20 protein-coding genes are annotated in these 21,734 nt (G+C 66.1%); 13 read left to right on the forward strand and 7 right to left on the reverse strand.

All coding sequences use genetic code 11. The features are described 5' to 3' along the window. Positions 1-62: 62 nt before the first annotated feature. Positions 63-785, forward strand: coding sequence for an acetoacetyl-CoA reductase (gene phbB, locus QE379_RS02690; RefSeq protein ID WP_306997584.1), 723 nt, complete (start codon positions 63-65; stop codon positions 783-785). 159 nt (positions 786-944) lie between these two features. Here phbB and QE379_RS02695 read toward each other — a convergent pair whose 3' ends face one another. Further along, positions 945-1,283, reverse strand: coding sequence for a glycine zipper 2TM domain-containing protein (locus QE379_RS02695; protein WP_306997587.1), 339 nt, complete (start codon positions 1,281-1,283; stop codon positions 945-947). Between the two features lie 203 nt (positions 1,284-1,486). On the opposite strand from QE379_RS02695, the gene QE379_RS02700 reads away from it, so the two are divergent. Further along, complete coding sequence (locus QE379_RS02700; RefSeq protein ID WP_306997589.1) at positions 1,487-2,476, forward strand: esterase-like activity of phytase family protein; 990 nt, start codon at positions 1,487-1,489, stop codon at positions 2,474-2,476. Positions 2,477-2,679: 203 nt separating this feature from the next. Here QE379_RS02700 and rpmB read toward each other — a convergent pair whose 3' ends face one another. Then, the gene (gene rpmB / locus QE379_RS02705; protein ID WP_056432158.1) at positions 2,680-2,988 is read right to left on the reverse strand and encodes a 50S ribosomal protein L28; all 309 of its coding nucleotides are present in this window, start codon (positions 2,986-2,988) and stop codon (positions 2,680-2,682) included. Positions 2,989-3,138: 150 nt separating this feature from the next. Here rpmB and QE379_RS02710 point away from each other — a divergent pair, with 150 nt between their 5' ends. Genes QE379_RS02710 through QE379_RS02720 form a run of 3 tightly spaced genes read left to right on the forward strand, consistent with a single transcriptional unit; the run spans position 3,139 to position 4,379 of the window. Continuing rightward, complete coding sequence (locus QE379_RS02710) at positions 3,139-3,351, forward strand: hypothetical protein (protein ID WP_306997591.1); 213 nt, start codon at positions 3,139-3,141, stop codon at positions 3,349-3,351. Positions 3,352-3,405: 54 nt separating this feature from the next. Then, the gene (locus QE379_RS02715) at positions 3,406-3,855 is read left to right on the forward strand and encodes a nucleoside deaminase (protein ID WP_306997594.1); all 450 of its coding nucleotides are present in this window, start codon (positions 3,406-3,408) and stop codon (positions 3,853-3,855) included. A gap of 11 nt (positions 3,856-3,866) precedes the next feature. Beyond that, entirely contained in the window at positions 3,867-4,379 is a 513-nt protein-coding gene (locus tag QE379_RS02720) for a kinase (protein WP_306997596.1), read from the forward strand. 81 nt (positions 4,380-4,460) lie between these two features. On the opposite strand, the gene QE379_RS02725 is transcribed toward QE379_RS02720, so the two are convergent. Continuing rightward, complete coding sequence (locus QE379_RS02725; protein WP_042487217.1) at positions 4,461-5,138, reverse strand: OmpA family protein; 678 nt, start codon at positions 5,136-5,138, stop codon at positions 4,461-4,463. 141 nt (positions 5,139-5,279) lie between these two features. On the opposite strand from QE379_RS02725, the gene QE379_RS02730 reads away from it, so the two are divergent. Both QE379_RS02730 and QE379_RS02735 read left to right on the forward strand, forming a co-directional pair. Next, positions 5,280-6,581, forward strand: a complete 1,302-nt coding sequence (locus tag QE379_RS02730) for a hemolysin family protein (protein ID WP_306997598.1) — start codon at positions 5,280-5,282, stop codon at positions 6,579-6,581. A 222-nt stretch (positions 6,582-6,803) separates the two neighbouring features. After that, the gene (locus QE379_RS02735) at positions 6,804-7,673 is read left to right on the forward strand and encodes a glycerophosphodiester phosphodiesterase family protein (RefSeq protein ID WP_306997600.1); all 870 of its coding nucleotides are present in this window, start codon (positions 6,804-6,806) and stop codon (positions 7,671-7,673) included. Here the strand turns inward: QE379_RS02735 and QE379_RS02740 are convergent. From QE379_RS02740 to purD, 3 genes are read right to left on the reverse strand one after another with little or no spacing between them, the layout of a single operon-like run. Beyond that, the gene (locus tag QE379_RS02740) at positions 7,662-8,222 is read right to left on the reverse strand and encodes a hydrolase (protein WP_306997603.1); all 561 of its coding nucleotides are present in this window, start codon (positions 8,220-8,222) and stop codon (positions 7,662-7,664) included. The two genes, QE379_RS02735 and QE379_RS02740, sit on opposite strands and share 12 nt — an antisense overlap. A gap of 34 nt (positions 8,223-8,256) precedes the next feature. Then, positions 8,257-8,952: a hypothetical protein gene (locus QE379_RS02745; RefSeq protein WP_306997605.1), complete on the reverse strand. Its 696-nt coding sequence runs from the start codon at positions 8,950-8,952 to the stop codon at positions 8,257-8,259. A gap of 50 nt (positions 8,953-9,002) precedes the next feature. Next, positions 9,003-10,289 carry a phosphoribosylamine--glycine ligase gene (purD, locus tag QE379_RS02750; protein ID WP_306997607.1) on the reverse strand — a complete coding sequence of 429 codons (1,287 nt, stop codon included), beginning with the start codon at positions 10,287-10,289 and terminating at the stop codon, positions 9,003-9,005. Between purD and xseA the strand changes: the two genes are divergently transcribed. Genes xseA through QE379_RS02765 form a run of 3 tightly spaced genes read left to right on the forward strand, consistent with a single transcriptional unit; the run spans position 10,288 to position 12,801 of the window. Next, positions 10,288-11,694: an exodeoxyribonuclease VII large subunit gene (gene xseA / locus QE379_RS02755; protein WP_306997609.1), complete on the forward strand. Its 1,407-nt coding sequence runs from the start codon at positions 10,288-10,290 to the stop codon at positions 11,692-11,694. The two genes, purD and xseA, sit on opposite strands and share 2 nt — an antisense overlap. A 19-nt stretch (positions 11,695-11,713) precedes the next feature. Then, a complete protein-coding gene (locus QE379_RS02760; RefSeq protein WP_306997611.1) occupies positions 11,714-11,914 on the forward strand; it encodes a DUF2093 domain-containing protein in 201 nt (66 codons plus the stop codon). 17 nt (positions 11,915-11,931) lie between these two features. After that, positions 11,932-12,801, forward strand: a complete 870-nt coding sequence (locus QE379_RS02765) for a M23 family metallopeptidase (protein ID WP_306997612.1) — start codon at positions 11,932-11,934, stop codon at positions 12,799-12,801. Positions 12,802-12,827: 26 nt separating this feature from the next. On the opposite strand, the gene QE379_RS02770 is transcribed toward QE379_RS02765, so the two are convergent. Further along, on the reverse strand, positions 12,828-13,214 hold the full coding sequence (locus QE379_RS02770; protein ID WP_306997614.1) for a hypothetical protein: 387 nt from the start codon (positions 13,212-13,214) through the stop codon (positions 12,828-12,830). Positions 13,215-13,606: 392 nt separating this feature from the next. Between QE379_RS02770 and QE379_RS02775 the strand changes: the two genes are divergently transcribed. The 3 genes from QE379_RS02775 to QE379_RS02785 all read left to right on the forward strand — a co-directional run bounded on the left by QE379_RS02775 (position 13,607) and on the right by QE379_RS02785 (position 21,520). Then, on the forward strand, positions 13,607-16,507 hold the full coding sequence (locus tag QE379_RS02775) for a TonB-dependent receptor domain-containing protein (RefSeq protein ID WP_306997616.1): 2,901 nt from the start codon (positions 13,607-13,609) through the stop codon (positions 16,505-16,507). Between the two features lie 143 nt (positions 16,508-16,650). Further along, positions 16,651-17,946: an aspartyl/asparaginyl beta-hydroxylase domain-containing protein gene (locus QE379_RS02780; RefSeq protein ID WP_306997618.1), complete on the forward strand. Its 1,296-nt coding sequence runs from the start codon at positions 16,651-16,653 to the stop codon at positions 17,944-17,946. A 502-nt stretch (positions 17,947-18,448) separates the two neighbouring features. After that, positions 18,449-21,520 carry a TonB-dependent receptor domain-containing protein gene (locus QE379_RS02785; protein ID WP_306997619.1) on the forward strand — a complete coding sequence of 1,024 codons (3,072 nt, stop codon included), beginning with the start codon at positions 18,449-18,451 and terminating at the stop codon, positions 21,518-21,520. Positions 21,521-21,734 lie beyond the last annotated feature (214 nt).

Here is a 21,734-nt window from a genome sequence, read left to right on the forward strand (position 1 = left end):
CCTGGGCATTGCGGATGGCGCGTGCCCATTTTATGCCACAATCTGAAAATGGGAGAGGTTGAATGGCACGGGTCGCGATTGTGACGGGTGGTACGCGCGGTATCGGCGAGGCGATCAGCCTGGCCTTGAAGGAGGCAGGCGTCACCGTCGCCGCCAATTATGCGGGCAATGACGAACGCGCCCGGGCGTTTTCGGAGCGCACCGGCATCAAGGCCTATAAATGGGACGTCGCCGATCATGACGCGGTCCAGGCGGGCGTCGCGCAGGTCGCCGAGGAACTGGGGCCGGTCGACATCGTCGTCAACAATGCGGGCATCACCCGTGACGGGACACTGCTCAAGATGACCTACCAGATGTGGAAAGAGGTCATGGACACCAACCTTGGCGGTTGCTTCAACATGGCCAAGGCGGCGTTCCCCGGCATGCGCGAGCGCAAATGGGGACGCATCGTCAATATCGGCTCGATCAACGGCCAGGCTGGCCAATATGGTCAGGTCAATTATGCCGCCGCCAAGTCGGGTATCCATGGCTTCACCAAGGCGCTGGCGCAGGAGGGCGCGCGATTCGGCGTGACCGTCAACGCGATCGCGCCGGGCTATATCGACACCGACATGGTCGCCGCCGTCCCCGCCGATGTGCTGGAGAAGATCGTCGCCAAGATCCCCGTCGGCCGCCTGGGCCAGGCGCATGAGATCGCACGCGGCGTCGCCTTCCTCTGCTCGGACGAGGCGGGCTTCGTGACCGGTTCGACCCTGTCGATCAACGGCGGCCAGCATATGTATTAAAAGCGCGGGCTGGCTTTCCTTCCCTTGCAGGGGAGGAATATCATGCCTTCAACAAGAACGCCGACCTCCGGTGGGGGAGATCGGCGTTCCGTCCTCAATACGCTACGCGAGGAAGACTGGGGCGGGTGGGCAGGATACAGGCCCGCCCGCCCTAACCGTTTAGCGGCAATAGCCGGGGCGGCCGGACCGCTCGATCGCGCGGCCTGCCAGCGCGCCCGCGCCGCCGCCGATCAAAGTGCCCAGCGTCCGGTCGCCGCGCGTGTCGATGGTGCGACCCAGCAGGCCACCCGCGACCGCGCCGACGATGGTGCCCGTCGTGCCCGAGCGGCGGCACTTGCTGTCGCGATATTCCGCCGCCGCCCCGTCGCGATAGCCGCGATCATAGCGATCGGCATGATGCGCCCGCCGATACCGGTGCGCGTCCGCGGCGGTGGCGGGCAGGACGGCGCCGCCGAGCATCGCCAGCGTGGTCGCGGCCAGGGTCAGGGTCTTCATCATCGTCTCACTCCCGAAACTTCTCGATCGACGGTCCCGTCCGTCGTCGTTGACCCGGTAATGGGCGATTCGGATTGAGCGCTTCCTGAATGCCGTCGTTATCTTTCGTTAAGGCAGCGATACGGTCGCATGCCCAAAGCGAATCAGGCTGTCGTGCTGCGCCGCAGCGCGTATGAGGCGCCATGCGCATCCTGCTTTCCTGCCTGATGATACTGGCTTTCGTGCCGGGATGGGCGGGGCGTGATCGGCTGGCCCTCTATGAAGGCGCGCCGCAGATGGATGCGCGGCGGGTGGCGCTGGACCCGCGTGATCCGACGCGGCACCGCCTCGGGGCGCTGACTTATCTGGGCGGGGTCGAATTGACCGGTCGCTCTCCGGCGTTCGGCGGCTTTTCGTCGCTGACCGTATCGGGGGAGCATTTCATGCTGCTCAGCGACGGGGGCAATATCGTCCGCTTCGCCATGGGGGCGGACTGGAAGCCGCACGGGCTGCGCTTCGACAATCTGCCGTCGGGGCCCGCGACCGGGTGGCTGAAATCGGACCGCGACAGCGAGTCGCTGGCGGTCGATCCGACCACTGGCACGCTGTGGGTGGGGTTCGAGAATTTCAACCAGATCTGGCGCTACGCCCCCGACTTCACGCGGGCGGAGGGTTATGTCGCGCCCCCGGCCATGGCGGACTGGCCGGGCAATGGCGGGCCCGAGTCGCTCGTGCGGATGCCCGATGGCCGATTCGTCACCATTTCCGAAGAGGCGAAGATCGACCGTCCGCGCTGGCGGGGTAGCGAAGAGACGCGGCGCTGGAGCCGCCAGGGGCTGATCTTCGCGGGCGATCCGCTCCGCCACCGGCCCCGGTCCTTCGCCTATCGGGTATCCCCCTATCACGATGTCGCGGACGCCGCCGCGCTGCCCGATGGGTCGCTGATCGTCGTCGAGCGGCGATTCCGCCTGCCGTTCCGCTTTTCGAACCGGATCATGCTCGTCCCCGCCGCCGAGGTTGCGCCGGGCAGGACGGCGCGGGGGCAATTGCTCGCCGAACTCGACGCGCCGCTGATCCACGACAATTTCGAGGGCGTGGCGGTGACCCGGGAAGCGGGGGAGACGATCCTGTGGCTGGTGTCGGACGATAACCAGACGCTGCTGGAGCGCAGCTATCTGCTGAAATTCCGATTGGATCGGCGGTTCGCGGGGCGGTGATTCGGGTCAGGGTTTCCCTTGGCCTTCGACTTCGCTCAGGCTGAACGGATGTCGGTAGAAATTCCGATCCCCGAACCCCGATCAGCCTGAGCGAAGTCGAAGACCACGCCCCGCACAAGCCCCACACCCCCAAAAACCTAACGACGAAAACCCGCCGCTCCGAAGAGCGGCGGGCTTCAACCCGTCAACCGGTCGTCCGCGAATTACGCGGCGGCGGCTTCGGTCTTGGCGGCGGCCAGCTTCTTCACGACATCGCGCTTCAGGCGACGGACGCGAAGCGAAAGCTGATCGTCCGAGGTCTTGACCAGCCAGTTGTCCAGGCCGCCATTATGCTCGACCGAACGCAGGCCATGGGTCGAGACGCGCAGACGCACGCTCTTCTCCAGCGAATCGGAAATCAGCGTCACGTTCTGCAGGTTCGGCAGGAACGTCCGCTTGGTCTTGTTGTTGGCGTGGGAAACATTGTTGCCCACCTGCCGGCCCTTGCCGGTCAGCTCGCAAATGCGCGACATGATCGTTATCCTGGTTTCAGGCAGTGCCCGGAAAGGCCGCGCCGATACCCCGTCCCGGCGGGCACGTCAACCGATTCCCCGCTTGCCCTCGTGCAACCGCGTCGTCGGAAGGTGCGTTGTTACGGTCACGACCCTGTTGGAGCCAGAGCCATGCGCGCCTTTCTTGTCCTTATCGGCATCGTCCTTCTCCTGGCGGCGGGTGCCATGGCGATGGGCTGGATCAGCATCGACCAGACCCGCCCCGCCGTCGTCCAGGCCCCGGCCTTCCGCGCTGAAGGGCCCAAGGTGTCGGTCGGCACGACCCAGAAGACCGTCGACGTGCCCACCGTCTCGGTCGAAAAGCCCGCCGATAACGCCCAGTAAGCGAATCGCTCATCTACCCTTGTCCGCGTGACGGACGCGGGGCAGGGAGGGGCGATGTTCCCGCTCCCCGCCCCGATGCGCGCCGCGCTCGACGCCGCTGCCCAGGCGGCGGCGCTGGGCGAAGTCCCGGTCGGCGCGGTGGTGGTGCGGGAAGGGGCGATCGTGGCGGTCGCCGCCAATGCGCCACGCCGTCTGAACGACCCCACCGCCCATGCCGAGATCCAGGCGATTCGCGAGGCCGCCGCTCGACTCGGTCGCGACCGGCTGGAGGATTGCGATCTTTGGGTGACGCTGGAGCCGTGCGCGATGTGCGCGGGGGCCATCGCCCAGGCCCGGATCGCCCGGCTTTACTATGCCGCCAGCGACCCCAAAGGCGGCGCGGTGGAGCACGGACCGCGCTTCTTCACGCAGCCCACCTGTCACCATCGCCCGGAGCTCTATACCGGCATGGGGGAGGCCGAGGCGGCTGACTTGCTCCGGAATTTCTTCGCGGAACGGCGATAGGAGGACGGACGATGTCGAAGCCATTGCGTGACGAAGCCATGGTCGATGGCGCTCCGTCCCGATCGGTGAGCATCAATCCCGATGACTTTCTGGAAACCGCGCAGGGCCGTGTCTGGACGCCCGAACGGGGCGAGGCGGCTTGGGATCAGTCCTACCGGGCGTTGGAGCAAGCGATCATGCAGCACGCAGGTCCGGTGCGGGTCGTTCTGGTCTGTGGGGTGCAAGGGGCGGGAAAGACGAGCTGGATCGCCGCCCGGCCCCCATGTCCGGGCGTCATCTATTACGATGCGGCGCTGCCGGGCGTTCGTCATCGGGCGAAGATCATCGCCATCGCCAGACGGTTCGGAGCCGCCATCGACGCGGTGTTCATCGATACGCCATTGGCCGTCGCGATCGAACGCAATGCGTGCCGGTCGCCCGACAGGATCGTGCCGGTTTCCGCCATCCGGTCGGTTGCGGGGCAGTTCGAGTTGCCCTCGACCGATGAGGGTTTCGGCTCTGTCAGGATTTGCAAAGGGGTCTGACAGCGACACGGTCTCGATCGCGAAAAAGGGCCCGGACGGCATCCCGTCCGAGCCCCTTCGTTCGATTTCAAGGCGTGGCGATCAGCGCAGATCGCCCTCGCGGATCGGCACGATCTTGATCTCGACGCGGCGGTTGGCGGCGCGGCCTTCCTCGGTGTCGTTGGAGGCGATGGGCTGCGACTTGCCGAAGCCGCGCGTGCCGATGCGGGCGGGCTGCACCCCGCGCGAGGCGAGATAGTCGGCGACCGACACCGCGCGCTGTTCCGACAGGCGCTGGTTATACGCATCGCTGCCGGTCGAATCGGTATGGCCGTACACGTCGATATAGGTCTGCTTATATTGCGACAGAATGTCGGCGACCTGGTCCAGCGTCTGGCGGAACTGCGGCTGCACCTGCGACGAGTTGTACGCGAAGGTGATGCCCGAGGGCAGGTTCAGCAGCAGGTCGTCGCCCTGGCGGACCACCTGCACATCGGTGCCCGCGGTCCGCGCGCGCAGGTCTCGCTCCTGCTTGTCCATGTATGCGCCGATCCCGGCCCCGGCCAGGCCGCCGATGCCGGCGCCCAGGATCTTCTCGGTCCGGTCGCGCCGCCCGCCGACCAGATCACCCAGCAGATAGCCGCCCACCGCACCGCCGATGCCGCCGATCGCGGCCTTGGACAGGCGCTGCTGGCCCGTTTCAGGATCGGTCGTGCAGGCCGAGGTGGCGACCAGCGCCGACAGCGCGGCGGCGGCGAGGAATTTGGCGGAGGTCTTCATGCGGATAACCCTTGTTAGTTTGTCGCGTCTCATACCCCGAAACGCGAACCCGATCGCGCTTGTTCCGCAGGCGATCTGAACGGAACATGACGACGGGAGTTGTCGAAACCCTGTCCGGCCCGCTATGAGCACCCCATAACGATGGCACCGCTGCCCCCCTTTCCGTGGATCGACGTCCTCATCATCCTCGCGCTTGTCGCGTTGAACGGGGTATTCGCGATGAGCGAGCTGGCGATCGTGTCGTCCCGTCGCGCCCGTCTGGAGGCGATGGCGCGCAACGGCCGCAAGGGCGCGCAGGCAGCCCTTACCCTGGCGGCCGATCCGGGCAAGTTCCTCTCGACCGTGCAGATCGGCATCACCCTGACCGGGATCATCGCGGGCGCCTATTCGGGCGCGAGCCTGGGCACGCCGACGGCCGCCCGGCTGGAGGCGCTGGGCGTGCCAGCCGCGACCGCCGCGACGCTGGGCTTCGCGCTGGTCATCGGCCTGACCACCTATGCCTCGCTGATCCTGGGCGAGCTGGTGCCCAAGCAGTTCGCGCTGCGCAAGCCGGAGCCGATCGCAGCCTTTGTCGCCGTCCCCATGCGCTGGCTGGCGGTCGGGACCGCGCCGATCGTCTGGCTGCTCGATTCGACCAGCGGGGTGATCTTCAAGCTGCTGCGCCTGAACCGCGACAATGAGGATCAGGTGACCGCCGAGGAACTGCACCTGATCGTCGCCGAGGCCTCCAAGTCCGGCGTGATCGAGGAGCATGAGCGCTCGATCATCTCGGGCGTCGTGCGGCTGGCCGATCGGCCGGTGCGTGAGGTGATGACGCCGCGGACCGAGATCGACTGGCTCGACTGTACGCTGGGCGACGAGGCGATTCGCGCCAAGCTGCTGGAAAGCCCGCGCACCCGCCTGCCGGTGGGGGAGGGCTCGATCGACGCGGTGGTCGGCGTGGTGCAGGCGCGCGACATCGCCATGGCGCTGTTCCGGGGCGATCCGCTCGACCTGAAGCATCTGATGCGCAAGGCCCCCGTCGTCATCGACCGGATCGACGCGATGGACGTGCTGCTGGCGCTGCGCCAGGCGGAAGTGCCGATGGCGCTGATCCACGACGAGTACGGCCATTTCGAAGGGATCGTGACCCCGTCCGACCTGCTGGCCGCGATCGCTGGCGAATTCGCCTCCGACGCCGATCCGGGCGAGGCGCCCTCCGTGGTCGAGCGCGACGACGGATCGCTGCTGGTCGCAGGCACCATGGCGGCGGATGCGCTGGCCGACCGGCTGGGCATCGACCTGCCCGACGACCGCGATTACGCGACCGTCGCGGGGCTGGCGCTGGCGGTGTTCCGCCATTTGCCGGGCGAGGGGGAAAGCTTCGTCGAACAGGGCTGGCGCTTCGAGGTGGTCGATCTCGACGGGCGGCGGATCGACAAGCTGCTGGTCAGCGAGGCGTAAGGCAAGAGACCGATTCCGGCTGGCCGTTCCGGCGGTCGATGATGGGCCTGTAGGGGGGGCGCATGAAACGTCGTTTTCTTGCCGCATGGGGTGTCGGTGTGATTCTGGCGTCGATCTATTTGGCGAACGCCTCCTGGATCGCCAGTCCGCCCATGGGGCGACCCATCGTCGTTGCGCAGCGTGGCGTTCATCAGCTTTTCGACGGAAACTCCGACGATCCCAATGCCTGCAAGGCGGGGCATATCCTGCCGCCGCATCACCCGGCTTATCGAAAATACGCTGCCCTCCATCCGCGCAGCCATCGATGCGGGCGCGGATATCGTCGAGGTGGATGTACGCGAAACGGCGGACGGCGAATTCATCCTGTTCCATGATATCGGGCTGGAGTGCCGCACGGACGGAGCGGGACTTGTCGGCAAGACGCCCTTCGATCGGATGAAGGCGTTGGATGTCGGCTATGGCTATACGGCGGACGGCGGCAAAACCTATCCGCTTCGGGGTGCCGGTCGGGGACTGATGACTACCCTGGACGAAGCGCTACGCACATTCCCGGCGCAGCGCTTCCTGGTGCAGATGAAGGACGGTCGGTCCGCCGGTCCGAACCTGGTATCCTATATCGACAAGCGGCATCCCGATGCATGGAGCCGCATCGCCTTGTTCGCGGACACCCCGGCCACGATGGCGGCGAAGGCACTGCGTCCCGACGTTCCCGTTATCCATGATCGACGGGCCGCGAAATGCACCCTGACATATGCCGCGCTCGGGTGGACCGGTTATGTCCCGCAGGCGTGCCGCGACGGCACGATCATCGTCGCGATGAATACTCGCGCGCTGGCCTGGGGCTGGCCCAACCGGTTTCTCGGGCGCATGGCGAAGGCGCACGTCGACGTGATGCTGATCGGGTCGGTCTTCGGGCTGGGCGCGAACGATTTCACCCGGCTGGACCGTATCGAGGACCTTGCGCGTGTGCCGACCGGCTTCGATGGCCTGATCTGGACCGACCGGGTCGAGACGATCGGGCCGGCGGTTCGCAAGCGATGGCCCCTGGACCGGGACACCATGCCGCCCCGACACGCACCCTCAACCGTCTAGCGCGATATCCCCCGATGCCACCACCCGCGCGATCAGTGGGAAGATCTGCGCGATCGCGAACGCATGCAGTTCCGCCGAGCGCGAGGCGCAGGCGTCCTCGGCGATGACCACATCATAGGACAGTTCCCACGCCGAGCGGGCGGTCGACTCGACGCCCATATTTGTGGAGATGCCCGCGATCACCACGGTCCGAACGCCCCGCCGCCGCAATTGCAGGTCCAGGTCGGTGCCGGTGAACGCACCCCAATGATGCTTGAGCACCACGATATCGCCGGGCTGACGCAGATCGGGGACCAGTTCGCTGAAGTCCGGCGGCGTGCCCTGGGCGGGCAGGCTGGGGCGGTCGACATTCTGGCTGGGCATGGCTTCGGCCGTGAAGCCGACATGGACCAGCACCACCAGCGCGCCGGCCGCGCGGAACCGGTCGGCCAGCATCCTGGCGGTCCGCACCACTTCCTCACCCGAGCGTGGCCCCCCGGCATGGGGGACGATGCCCTGTTGCAGGTCGATGAGGATCAGCGCGGTGGTCTGGGGATCGAGCGTCGTCATCGCGCCTCAACCGGTCGGGACGGTGCCTGTTCCGTCAGAGACGCCCGAACACCGCCTCGAACCCGGCCCGGTCACCCGCCGCCAGCAAACGCGCCTGTTCCAGCCAGCGGTCGCGCGCCATGCGGCCCGAGAACGGCCCGAGCTGCGCATCCAGGGCCTGTGCCTGCTGGTCGCTGAGCGCCGCCATGTCGCCGACCGTGGTGATGCCATGTTCGGCCAGCTTCTGGGTCAGCTTGGGGCCAAGGCCCTTCAGCAGCGTGATCGGCTGATCCTGGGGGCGCTCGGCAGAAGCGGCGGCGGTGGGAGCGGCCTCCGCCGCCGGACTGGCGGACATCGGCGCGGCGGCCGCGACCGGTTCGTCGCTCAGCGGTTCCGGCGCGGCGACGGGTTCCTCCGGCACGGCGGGGGCGGGCATGACCGGCGGTGCGGCGGGTGACGGAACCGGGGCGGGCGCGGGTGCCGCCTTGGGCTGGGTCAGCGCGGCTTCGCTCAAGGGCGCGGAATCGGGGGCGCGGACGGTCATGCCCGCATCCTGGGCATTCTCCTCCACCTGCCGTGCGGCATGGGTGCGGCGACGCTTCAGTCGCATGCCGATGATGATGACCGCGATCGCCGCCAGTGCGACGATGGCGAGCAGGGCGAAGTGAATCGTCGTGATCGTCGCCACGCCATCGGGGATCAGGCTTTCAGCCGATGCGGCCCCCCCAGTTGCTGCCGTCGTGTCGTTCATCGCATCACCCTATTGTCCCATCGCCCCGATCGCGAGCCCAATCGACGGAGTTACACTGCGGTTCCCGTTGCGTCCGCTTCGCGCGCCATCTCGCGCCAGCCGATATCGCGGCGGCAAAAGCCATCGGGAAAGCGGATCGCGTCGACCGCGCGGTACGCGGCGGCCTGCGCCTCGCCCACGGTGGCGGCGCTGGCGGTGACGGCCAGCACCCGGCCGCCGCTGGCGACCAGCCGATCGCCGTCCATCCGGGTCCCCGCCTGGAACACCACCGCGCCGGTCGCCTCGGCGGCGTCGATCGCGTCGATGCTGCCGCCCGACTTGGGCGTACCGGGATAGCCCGCCGCCGCCATCACCACGGTCAGCGCCGGATCGTCCGAGAAAGCGGGGGCGGGCAGTTCGGCCAGTCGCCCCTCCGCCACCGCCAGCATCACCGCCAGCAGATCGCCTTGGAACCGCAGCATCAGCACCTGGCATTCGGGATCGCCGAAGCGGGCATTATATTCGATCAGTTTGGGCCCCTGCTCGGTCAGCATCAGCCCGGCATAGAGCACACCGGAAAAGGGCGTCCCCTCGGCGCGCAACGTGTCCACGGTGGGCCGCACGATCCGGTCGATCGCCTGTTGCTCCAGTTCGGGCGTCAGCACGCGAGCGGGGCTGTACGCGCCCATGCCGCCGGTATTGGGGCCGGTATCGCCATCGCCGACGCGCTTGTGATCCTGTGCCGAGCCGAAGGGGAGCAGAGCCTCGCCATCCGTCAGGACGAAGAGGCTGGCCTCTTCGCCATCCAGAAACTCCTCGATCACCACTTCGGCACCGGGAACGGAGAACAGGTCGTTGATCGCCGCCTCGGCCTCGGCCTTGGTGAAGGCGACCGTCACGCCCTTGCCCGCCGCCAGTCCATCGGCCTTGATGACCACCGGCAGGCCGAAGGTCGTGGCGAGCGCGGCCTGCGCCTCCTCCAGCGTGTTCACGCGGACATAACCGGCGGTCGGGATGTCGGCGCGGCGGCACAGATCCTTGGTGAAGCCCTTCGACCCCTCCAGTTGCGCGGCGGCCTTGCCGGGCCCGAACACCGGCACGCCCTCGGCGCGCAGCGAATCGGCGAGACCATCGACCAAAGGCGCTTCGGGGCCGACCACGACCAGGCCGATATCGCGGTCCTTCACGAACGCCACCACGGCGGCGTGATCGGTCGCGTTCAAGGCCACGCACGTCGCGTGGTTCGCGATACCGGGGTTGCCGGGCGCGGCGTAGAGCGTATCTAACCCGTTCGACTGTGCCAGCTTCCATGCCAGCGCATGTTCGCGGCCACCCGATCCCAGCAACAGGACGTTCATGCCCGATCCTTATCCCTATGACGAAAGTGCGAGGCTGGTAGCCGAGGAGATCGCCGGCGACAACGCGCTCGCGCTATCGGTCGGCGAACTCAGCCTGAAGCTGAAGCGGATGGTGGAGGGCGAATTCGGCCATGTCCGCCTGCGCGGCGAGATTTCCGGCTATAAGCGCGCGACCTCGGGCCATGTCTATATGAGCCTGAAGGACGAGAATGCGGTCATCGACGCGGTGATGTGGAAGGGCGCGGCCAACACGCTGCCCTTCCAGCCGCAGGACGGGGTGGAGGTGATCGCCACCGGTCGCCTGACCACTTTCCCCGGCCGGTCCAAATACCAGATCGTCGTCGAGCGGATGGAGTTGGCGGGCGCGGGCGCGCTGATGGCGTTGCTCGAAAAGCTGAAGGCCAAGCTGGCGGGCGAGGGGTTGTTCGACCGGGATCGGAAAAAGCCGTTGCCCTTCATGCCGCCTGTCATCGGCGTCGTCACCTCGCCTACGGGTGCGGTCATTCGCGACATCCTCCACCGGCTGGAGGATCGCTGCCCGACCCATGTCATCGTCTGGCCGGTCAAGGTGCAGGGCGAGGGATCGGCCAGGGAGGTCGCCGCCGCGATCCAGGGCTTCGACGCGATTGCGCCGGGCGGGCCGGTGCCGCGCCCGGATCTGGTGATCGTCGCGCGCGGCGGCGGCTCGATCGAGGACTTGTGGTCCTTCAACGAGGAGATCGTGGTCCGCGCGGTCGCCGAATGCTCCATCCCGATCATCTCGGCGGTGGGGCATGAGACCGACACGACGCTGTGCGACTATGCCGCCGACCTGCGCGCGCCCACACCCACGGCGGCGGCGGAGATCGCGGTGCCGGTGCTCGCCGATCTGCGCCTGACCGTCGCCAGCCATCGCCAGCGCACCGAGCGTTGCGCGCGCCGCTATGTCGAGCGCGGTCGCGAACGGCTGGACGCGATGGCGCGGCTGCTGCCCAAGCGCGACCAGTTGCTGGGGCCGCAGCGCCAGCGGGCGGATGAAGCGGGCGCGCGGCTGGACCGGGGCTTGGAGCGGCGGGTCACGCTGGCGCGCGGCGGGCTGGACCGGGCGGGCGCGGCGCTGCGCCCCGCAATCCTCGAACGGCAGGTCGAGCGCGGGCGCGACCGGCTGGCCGCGACCTGGCGGCTGGTCCAGTCGCTCAACCCCGACCGCATCCTGGAGCGCGGCTATGCCCGCATCACCGCGCGACCGGGCGGCGCGACCCTGTCCTCGGCGGATGCGGCGCGGGCGGCGGACACGCTGACCCTGCGCTTCCGCGACGGCACGGTCGATGTGGCGGTGGAGAAGGCCGGGGTTGAGCGCCCCGCACCCAAAACCTATGACAAGCCCAAGCGGGAGCCCAAGGCCGACCAGCCGACGCTTCTCTGATGCCTTCGAAAGAGCCAATATGTTGATGTCGAATACCGATCGCCCCGCGCGGCTGCACTATATGGCCAACGGCTTTCGTGTGCTGGCGCCCGGCGACCATGTCGTCTGCGCGGTGACCGGGCGGCGCATTCCGCTGGAAGACCTGAAATATTGGAGCGCGGCGCGGCAGGAAGCCTATGCCGATGCGGAGGCGACCGCCAAGGTGCTCAGCCCGCAATGAGGCTGGGCGGCGGAGGGATGGCGCTGCTGCTGGCCGGATGCGTCGCGCCGAGCGGGCTCGTATCGACTCCGGTTGCAACCTTCGCGCCGCAATCCGCCGCCGCGCCCGCTGCTCCGCCTGCCGTGCCGCTTACCCCGTTCCGCTGGACCGGGGAACTCAGCCAAGGGGGCTTGATACGGGGGCAGGCCCCCGCCGGTGCGGTATCGGTGACGCTGAACGGCGAAGCGATCCCGCTCGCCCCCGATGGCGCGTTCCTGGCCGGGTTCGATCGCGATGCCGGACCCTCGGCCGAACTGGTCGCGACTCTGCGCGACGGGAGACAGGTGCGCCAGCCGCTCGCCATCGCACCACGCGCCTGGCGGATCGAGCGGCTGGATCGGTTGCCCAAATATCCTGTGCCCGATCCCGAGTTCCAACGGCTGCGCCCTCCCGAACTGGCACAAATCCGCGCGGCCCGCGCGCAGGCGACGGGTGCGGATGGCTGGCGCCAGACCCTGCAATGGCCGCTGACCGGGCGCATCTCGGGCCTGTTCGGCGCGCAGCGCGTCTATCGCGGCGAGCCGGGCAGCTATCACTCCGGCACCGATGTCGCCGCGACCACCGGCACCATCGTCCGCGCGCCCGCCGATGGCGTGGTGATCCTGGCGGCGGACCAGCCCTTCACGCTGGAGGGGCATCTGCTGATGCTCGACCACGGCCAGGGACTCAACAGCGCCTTTCTGCACCTGTCGCGCATCGACGTCCGCGTCGGCGATCACATCCGCCAGGGCCAACCGATCGGCGCGGTCGGCGCGACCGGCCGCGCGACGGGGCCGCACCTGCACTGGAGCCTGCAATGGCGCGGGCGCAAGCTCGATCCGCTACTGGTGACGGGGCCGATGCGGTGATGGATCGCCGAGGAAGGCGGGTGCCGCTAGCGAATCCGTTTGGTCAGGACCGAACGCTCGCCTGCGATCGATAGACGATAGCCGCCCATAGCCGCTTCCTTGACCGTTACCCCGGTGCCTGGCTTGGGCGGGAAGGATAGCACTTCCAGCGTCTGCCACACCGAACCGTTGGCCAATTGGATATCGAAGCGGCCATAGGCCTTGGCCGGGGCAATGGCGACGATCTTGCTGTCGAGTTGGCGCACCGCGGTCGCATCGTCGGACGCGCCACCGCCGAACATCTCGCCGGTCGGGGTGGTCAGCCCGAAGCGTTGTTGCTTGCGCGCCACGACCGTTTTCCTGTCCAGCACCATCAGGTCGCCGGATGCCCGTGCATTCGCCAGCACGTCCGCCGCACGATCATAGCAGCGCAATCGTGCTGCATCGCCGCGAACTTCGCGGCAGGCGGTTAACTCGTCAACCGTCCTGGAACGGTCGTCGATACGCTGCGCCGCAGCAGCTGACGATAGGCAAACCGCTAAAATGATCTGGACTTTCATCGACTTCGGTATCCTTCGTGCGTTTCCGGCGGGTTTGATGAAATTTTAATGCACGTTCTGTGACGGTTATGTCACAGCCCCGATAAACCTGAAGATATGGGCCCAAATCCAGGGGTTTGGGTTTGCAACCGACTCTAACGCCTTTGTAATAAAATGGCAGCACCCGGTTAAATCCGGGTCGAAAACGTCAGGTCACAAGGCCGACAAAAGGGGTTAAGTCTATGAAAACAAATGCTCGCGTACGCCTGCTGGCGTCCACGTTGCTGATGGGTGCAGGCATTTTCGCTGCTCCCGGTCAGGCGCAGGTCGTGCCGCAGGACCCGGCCGCCCAACAGACGAACACCGACGGCACGCCCGTCACCAGCGAGTCCAGCCAGGGCGATATCGTCGTCACCGGTACGCTGATCCGCAACCCGAATCTGGTCTCGTCGAGCCCGGTCGCGGTCGTTGGTCGCGAAGAACTGACGCTGCGTCAGACCAACACCGCCGAGGAAGTGCTGCGTCAGCTGCCCGGCGCGGTGCCCGGCATCGGCACGGCTGTCAATAACGGCAATGGCGGCGCGTCGTTCGTCAACCTGCGCAACCTCGGTTCGAACCGAAACCTCGTCCTGATCGATGGCAAGCGCATCGCGACAGCGGGGCTCAGCGGCCAGACCGACCTCAACAACATTCCGCTCGCCCTGCTGGAGCGGATGGACGTCCTGACCGGCGGTGCATCGACCTCGTACGGCGCGGATGCGGTGTCGGGCGTCGTCAACTTCGTCACCCGCTCGGACTTCTCCGGCGTCGATGCCTCGGCCAGCCAGCAGATTTCGCAGCGCGGCGACGGCAACTACTTCCGTGCCGACGTCACCATCGGTGCGAATTTCGACGATGGCCGCGGCAATGCCGTATTCAGCGTCGGTTACCAGGAAGCCGATCCCATCTATCAGGGCGATCGCCGCTACTCGTCGAACACGATCAGCTCGACCACCGGTAGCGCCGCCGCCGGTTCGCCGACTTCGGTGCCGACCTCGCTCGGCCTGGACGGACAGTCCGACCTGCTGCAGGTGAATCCTGGCAGCAACCTGCTGGTCGCGCCCTATCAGGACTTCAATTTCAGCCCGTACAACATCTTCTTCACGCCGTTTAAGCGCTACAACATGTACGGCGCGGCGCATTACGACGTGTCGGATACCGTCACCGTCTATACCCGCGGGCTGTTCTCGAAGAACCGGGTGTCGACCATCATCGCACCGTCGGGCATCTTCGGCGAGTCGCTGACCATTCCGGGCAACAATCCGTATCTGCCGACGGGCATCCGCAGCCAGCTTTGCGCGGCCGCCGGAATCACCGATGCGGCGGCTTGCGCGGCGAACGCCGCCATTCCGATGCCGGAAGTCTATCGCCGTACGGTCGAACTCGGGCCGCGCGTCAGCGAATTTGAAACGACGCTGTTCGACTATACCGCCGGCGTCCGCCTGAACCTGACCAAGTCGCTGAACCTGGACGTTTACGGATCCTATGGCGAAAGCCAGAACACCCAGACCCAGTCGGGTTATGTGTTGCGTTCGCGCGTCCAGCAGGCGCTGAATGCCGATAACACCACGACCTGCACCGTCACGACCAATGGCTGCGTGCCGCTCAACCTGTTCGGTCAGGCGGGCAGCATCACGCCGCAGCAGGCCGCGTTCCTGAACGGTCAGAGCACGATCACCACCAAGACCCAGCTGTCGCAGGTCCATGCGCTGCTGAACGGTGATTTCGGTTTCGCTTCGCCCGCCGCGTCCACCCCGATCAGCTTCGCGGTCGGTGCGGAATATCGCGATTACGGCGCGCAGCGTATCCCCGACGCCTATGCCCTGGTTCCGGGCGAACTGGGCGGCGCGGGCGGCGCGGTCCTGCCGGTCAATGGCGGCTTCAACGTCACCGAATTCTTCGGTGAGGTCATCGCCCCGCTGGTCGAAGACAAGCCGTTCTTCCGCAACCTGACCATCGAAGGCGGTATCCGCCAGTCGCGTTACAAGATCGACGCCACCGGCAACCCCAGCTTCAATGCCACCACCTGGAAGGCTGGCGGTAGCTGGGAACCGATCGCCGACTTCAAGGTGCGCGGTAACTACCAGCGTGCGGTTCGTGCGCCCAACATCAGCGAACTGTTCGCGCCGGTGTCGACCTATCTGGTCAACCTGACCGTCGATCCGTGCGCCGGCGCCGCTCCGACCAGCAACGCCAATCTGGCGGCGATCTGTCTGGCACAGGGCGCTCCGGCGGCGGTGATCGGTTCGATCGCGAACCCGGCTTCGGGCCAGCCCAACGCCACCGGCGGCGGCAATCCGAACATCCGTCCGGAAGTCGCCGATACCTTCACCGTGGGGGCCATCCTGACCCCGCGCACGCTGGTCGAAGGGCTGACGATCAGCGTCGATTACTTCAACATCAAGATCAACCAGGCGATCACCGAAGCGACCCCGGCGGACATTCTGTCTGCCTGCTTCGGCAACATCACGGCGGCCTCGGCCACGTCGACGGCCTGCACCAGCATCCGTCGCAGCACCACGACGGGCCGTCTCAGCGGTTCGTCGGCAACGGTGGCGGGCTTGCCGCAGCCGTTGACCAATGCTGGCCGCATCGCGACCGATGGTATCGACCTGACCGCCGATTACCGTCGTGACCTGGGCTTCGCGAAGCTGAACCTGAACTTCCAGGGCACCTGGACGAACAGCAACACCTTCCAGGCCTCGCCCAGCTCGGTCGTTCGCGAATGCGTCGGCTATTACAGCGCCAACTGTCTGACCATCCAGCCGAAGTTCGCCTGGAATCAGCGCACCACGCTGACCTTTGGTGATGTCGACCTGTCGCTGCTGTGGCGTCATATCGATGCTGTCCGGTACGAGCCGGGTCTGACCCCGCTCTTCTCGGGCACGATCACGGGCAACACCCCGATCGCCGGCCAGGTCTGGAACTTCAACCGGATCAAGGCCTATAACTATCTCGATCTCGGCACGCGCATCCGTGCCACCGAGAATTTCGAGTTGTCGATCCTGGTCACCAACCTGCTCGACAAGCAGCCGCCGATCGTCGGATCGAACGCCGGTTCGACCTCGTTCAACAGCGGCAACACCTATCCGTCGACCTATGACACGGTCGGTCGCGGCTTCCGCGTTCAGGGTCGCGTCCACTTCTAAGGACCGGTTCGCGATCGCAATCGCCGAGGGAAAGGGCGGTCCGCAAGGGCCGCCCTTTTTCGTTGGGAATTGCAGGCTGTTAATCCCCGAAACAGCGCGGACGGCGCTTGTAACCCGCCCGGTTCCCCCCGCATAACGGCATCATGACCCAGCCGCTTCCCGCCCCCGCCATGTCGTTGCTCCAGCAGGCCCAGGCCGCGCAGGCACGGGGCGATGGACCGGGGGGGCGTCGTTTGTTGAAACAGGCCCTGGCGCAGGTGGCCGATCATCCGATCCTGTGCAACGCGATGGGGATGAGCCTGTTGTCGACCGACCCGGCGGGGGCGGCCGACTGGTTCGAGCGGGCGATCCAAAGCGACTCCGATGCACCGCCCCTATGGATGAACCTGGCGACCGCGCGGCGCGACCAGGGCGATGTGGCGGGCGAGCGCGAGGCGCTGCTTCAAGTGCTCCACCGCGATCAGCGGCACGTCATGGCCAATGTCCGCATGGCCGAATGGCACGACCGGGCCGGAGAAGAATCGCAGGCGCAGTTCCGCTGGCATGGGGTCGCGACGGTCTTGCAGTCCCTGCCCGAACGGTCGGCGGGACTCGACCAGTTGCTCGCTCATGCCCAGGCGCGGATAGCCGCCCGTGCACAGGCGCTGGGCGATCAACTCGACGCCGCGCTGGCGCCGGATTGGGGGGATGTGCCTGCCAGCCGGCGGCGGCGGTTCGATCGGTGCGTCGATGCGCTGCTCGGGCGGCGGGCGATCTACCACAATGTCTGCCACGGGGTGCATTTCCCCTTCCTGCCCGCCGACGAGTTTTTCGACCCGGCACATTTCCCCTGGTTCGCCGAGCTGGAAGCGGCGACGCCTGCGATCCGGGCCGAGTTGGAGGCGCTGCTCGCGCGGCCGGACAGCGGTTTCACGCCCTATGTCGCGATGGAGGCCGGGACCCCGGAGAATAAATGGACGGCGCTCGACCATTCCGAGGCTTGGAGCGCCCGCTATCTCTGGCGCTACGGCGTGCGCGACGCGGATATGGCCGCGGCCTGCCCGCAGACGATGGCGTTGCTCGATCGGCTGCCGCTGGCGCATATTCCGGGGAAGGGGCCGACCGCCTTCTTTTCGGTCCTGAAACCCGGCACGCGTCTGCCTGCGCATACCGGGGTCAGCAATGTTCGGGCGATCGTGCACCTGCCACTGATCGTACCCGAGGGCTGCGGGTTCCGCGTCGGCGGCGAAACGCGCGCCTGGGTCGAGGGGCAGGCCTTCGCCTTTGACGACACGATCGAGCACGAGGCATGGAATGACAGCGCGGAATTGCGGGCGGTCCTCATTCTCGATGCCTGGAATCCGCATCTGGCCGACGACGAACGACGGATGCTGCAAAATCTGTTCGTCGCACTCGGAAAGATCGAGGGAGCGAAGACGCTCGCCGCGCTGGCCGAATAGCTCCGGAGCGGGGTTTTACTCGCATTCGACGTGATTCCGGCTGTTATGGTCGGGGTCATCACCTTGTCATGATCTGCGGACGGGCCATCGCGCGGCTCGGCCAATCCGTGCGGCCGCGGCAGATAGCGGCAATAAACTAACACCGTTTTCGGAGGCGATTTTATCTGCTGCCCTTGGGGGGCGGCATCCATTCGTGCGCCTACATCCCCATTCGATTTCATAACATATGTCATCAATACTGACATCGTTTGCATGTCACTTACGCGTCATGTTCGCGTCATTCTGACGTTCTGGTGACGGTCCTGTCATATGAGACAGTGCTTGTGTCATTTATGCGACAGGCGCACGGTTGTGATGATTTCCCCTGATTTCTGGCCTTTACACGAGCCATGGTTCGTCTCAATCAAGCAACATTCCGTTAGCAAATGGGATTTTTCTTTCACGCGAGCGGTGACCCTTCCGGCCAGAAGGTCGGGAGGAAGAGAAAAAAGGGGTAATGAACATGACCAATTCGTGGATCGGTCAGCGCAGGCTCGGCCTGCTCGCGACGGTCGCGCCGCTTTCGCTGGCGCTCGTCTCTCCGGCCTGGGCGCAGAGCGTGCCCGACGCCAACCAGAATGCCGAAAACAACGCCCAGGTCGCACAGGGGGCCGAACAGGCCGATGCCGGCCAGGGCGGCGATATCGTCGTCACCGGCTCGATCATCCGCGGCGCCGATGTCGGCCCGTCGCCGGTGTCGACCATCACCACCGAGAATCTCGACGCGCGCGGTATCAACACGGTGCAGGCGGGTATCCAGGCGCTGGCGTCGAACAACGGCCCGGCGCTGACCAACTCGTTCACCGCCAATGGCGCGTTCGCGTCCGGTGCGTCGTCGGTGTCGCTGCGCGGTCTGTCGACCAACTCGACGCTGGTCCTGTTCGACGGTCTGCGCGCCGCTTATTATCCGCTGTCGGATGACGGCACGCGCAACTTCGTCGACCTGAACACCATCCCCGACGACATCGTCGACCGCGTCGAAGTGCTGCGCGATGGTGCGTCGTCCAGCTATGGCGCGGACGCGATCGCGGGCGTGGTCAACATCATCACCAAGCGTTCGGTCAAGGGCATCATGGGCCGCGCCGAGGCCGGTATTTCCGAGCGCGGCTATAACGCCAACCAGCGCCTCTCGCTGACCGCCGGTACCGGCGACCTCGATGAGCAGGGCTATAACGCCTATATCAGCGGCTTCTACTATCGCTCCGAGGGCGTGAAGGCGCGTCAGGTGCCGTCGCCGTACAACAGCAGCGACGAGCGCGGCATCTGTTCCGACCGCACCGGCTCGCTAGTCTGCGGCCCCAACAACATCGCCAACGGGCTGGACGCCAACAACCAGTATACCAATGGCTTCGCGATCAACACGCCGAACTTCTTTGTGCGCCCGGCGGATGCGACCAACACGACGGCGCTCGGTCGCTATCAGTTGCTGAACCCGACGGCGGGCTGCCTCACCGGCAATCCGTACAACCCGACCGCGTCCGAACTGGCGCTGCCGATCAACGCGACCGCGCCGGGCACCGTCTGCCAGGTCGATAGCCAGCGTCTGTACGGCAACATCACGCCCGACATCGAGCGTGTCGGCGGTTCGGCGCGCTTCACCGCCAAGATCGGTGATACGTCGGAAGCCTATCTGCAGGTCAATTTCCAGCAGGCGACGACCAGCTATACCGGCACCCCCACGGTGCTGCGCGCCAATGCGCCCGCCGGTATCCTGTTCCCGCAATATTCGACGTCGCAGAACGCCACGCCCGCGATCGATCCCAACTCGGCGATCCTGGCGCTGCCGGTCTATATCTGCCCGCGCACGACCGTCGGCGCCTGCACCGCGACCAACGGCACGCTGAACCCGAACAACCCGTTCGCCGCGGCGGGCCAGGTCGCGCGTCTGGTCGGCATGCTGCCGAACAGCTTCGAATCGACCCGGACCCGCAGCCGCGTCTATCGCGCCGCCTTCGGGATCAACGGCACGATCTTCGACGATGTCGATTATCGCTTCGACGCGACCGCGATGCACACCGATCTGCGCCTGGAGCAGAACGGCTATGTGTACATCCAGCACCTGCTCGATGTGATCAAGGACGGCAGCTACAACTTCATCAACCCCGGCCAGAACAGCCAGGCGACGCTGAACTATCTGACGCCGACCAACATCACCAACGACAGTTCGGACCTGTTGCAGGCGCAGTTCACCCTGGGCAAGGCGATCATGACGCTGCCGGGCGGCGATCTTCGCCTCGCGGTCGGCGGCTCGATCTTCTACGAAGCGATCGATGCGCCCAGCGCCAACTCGGACGAGAACGGCCCGACCCAGCGCTATTTCCGCCTGAACGCCTTCGGCACCAAGGGCAACCGCACCGTTTCGTCGGCCTTCTACGAGGTCAATGCGCCGGTGTTCGACCAGCTGACCCTGAACGCCTCGGGCCGTTACGACCATTATTCGAGCGGCCAGAGCGCCTTCTCGCCCAAGTTCGGCGCGATCTTCAAGCCGATCCGCCAGGTCTCGTTGCGCGGCACCTATTCGCGCGGTTTCCGCATTCCCTCCTTCGGCGAGGCGAACGCGCTGCCCACGACCGGTTACGTGACCCAGTCGCTGAGCAGCATCCCGGATGCCTTCCTGCGTCAGTACAGCATCAATCCGGGCGCCGGACAGATCTGTTCGCAGAACACGCCGACCAACTGCTCGGGCTATATCTCGAACTATTCGATCGGCCAGACGACGCTGGCGTCGCAGAATCTGGACCCGGAAAAGTCGCGCAGCTTCACCGCCGGGATCAAGGTCGATCCGGTGCGCGGCCTGTCCTTCACGGTCGATTACTATAACATCCGCAAGACCGGGGCGATCACCACGCCCGACCTGTCGCCCGCCATCGCGGCCTATTACGCGGGCACCGCGATCCCGGCCGGCTTCACGGTCATCCCGGATGCCGTCGACGTCAACAACCCCACCGCGACGCCGAAGATCGCCTTCGTCCGCTCGCAGCTGATCAATGCGCAGACGATCAAGTCGGAGGGCATCGATTTCGGGGTCAACGGCTTCTACGACTTCGGTGCGGTCCGCTGGACCACCAACCTCAACGCCAGCCTGATCCTCGAGCTGAGCACGACGGTGGACGGCGTGCGCCAGACCTATGTCGACACGCTGGGCAACTTCAACCTGACCGCCGGTTCGGGCACGTTCGAGTGGAAGGGCAACTGGGTCAACACCTTCGACTTCGGCAACTTCGCACTGTCGGGTACGGTCAACTACACCTCGGGCTATGACCTGTCGGCCATGGACCAGGGCGATGCGTACAAGGATTGCGGCCAGGCCCCGGCCTATTTCGGTTGCCGCGTGAAGAGCTACATCACGGCGGATGCGAACGCGTCGTTCAAGGTCAACGACAAGTTCACCTTCTACGTGAACGTACTGAACGTCTTCAACCGCCTGCCTCCGATCGATCCGGTGACCTACGGCGCGTATCTGTACAACGCGGTGCAGGGCGGCGACGGCATCTTCGGCCGCCAGTTCCGCGCGGGCGCCAAGTTCAACTTCTAACCCCAGGTCCGCTTGCGGACCCAACTGAAGGGGGCGGTTCCTTTGCGGGAGCCGCCCCCTTTTTCATGGCGTAGGCATGAGATTCCAAAGATCCTGATTCGCGAGAGGATGGCCCGCCTATCGGCGACCAACATCCATGCCCCGCCGACACCGACTTCTAACTGTGTTGCTGTATTGCATATATATATCGATAATACGGGCGAAGCTAAGTTGT

Source organism: Sphingomonas sp. SORGH_AS_0879, from assembly GCF_030819175.1.
Classification (GTDB): domain Bacteria; phylum Pseudomonadota; class Alphaproteobacteria; order Sphingomonadales; family Sphingomonadaceae; genus Sphingomonas.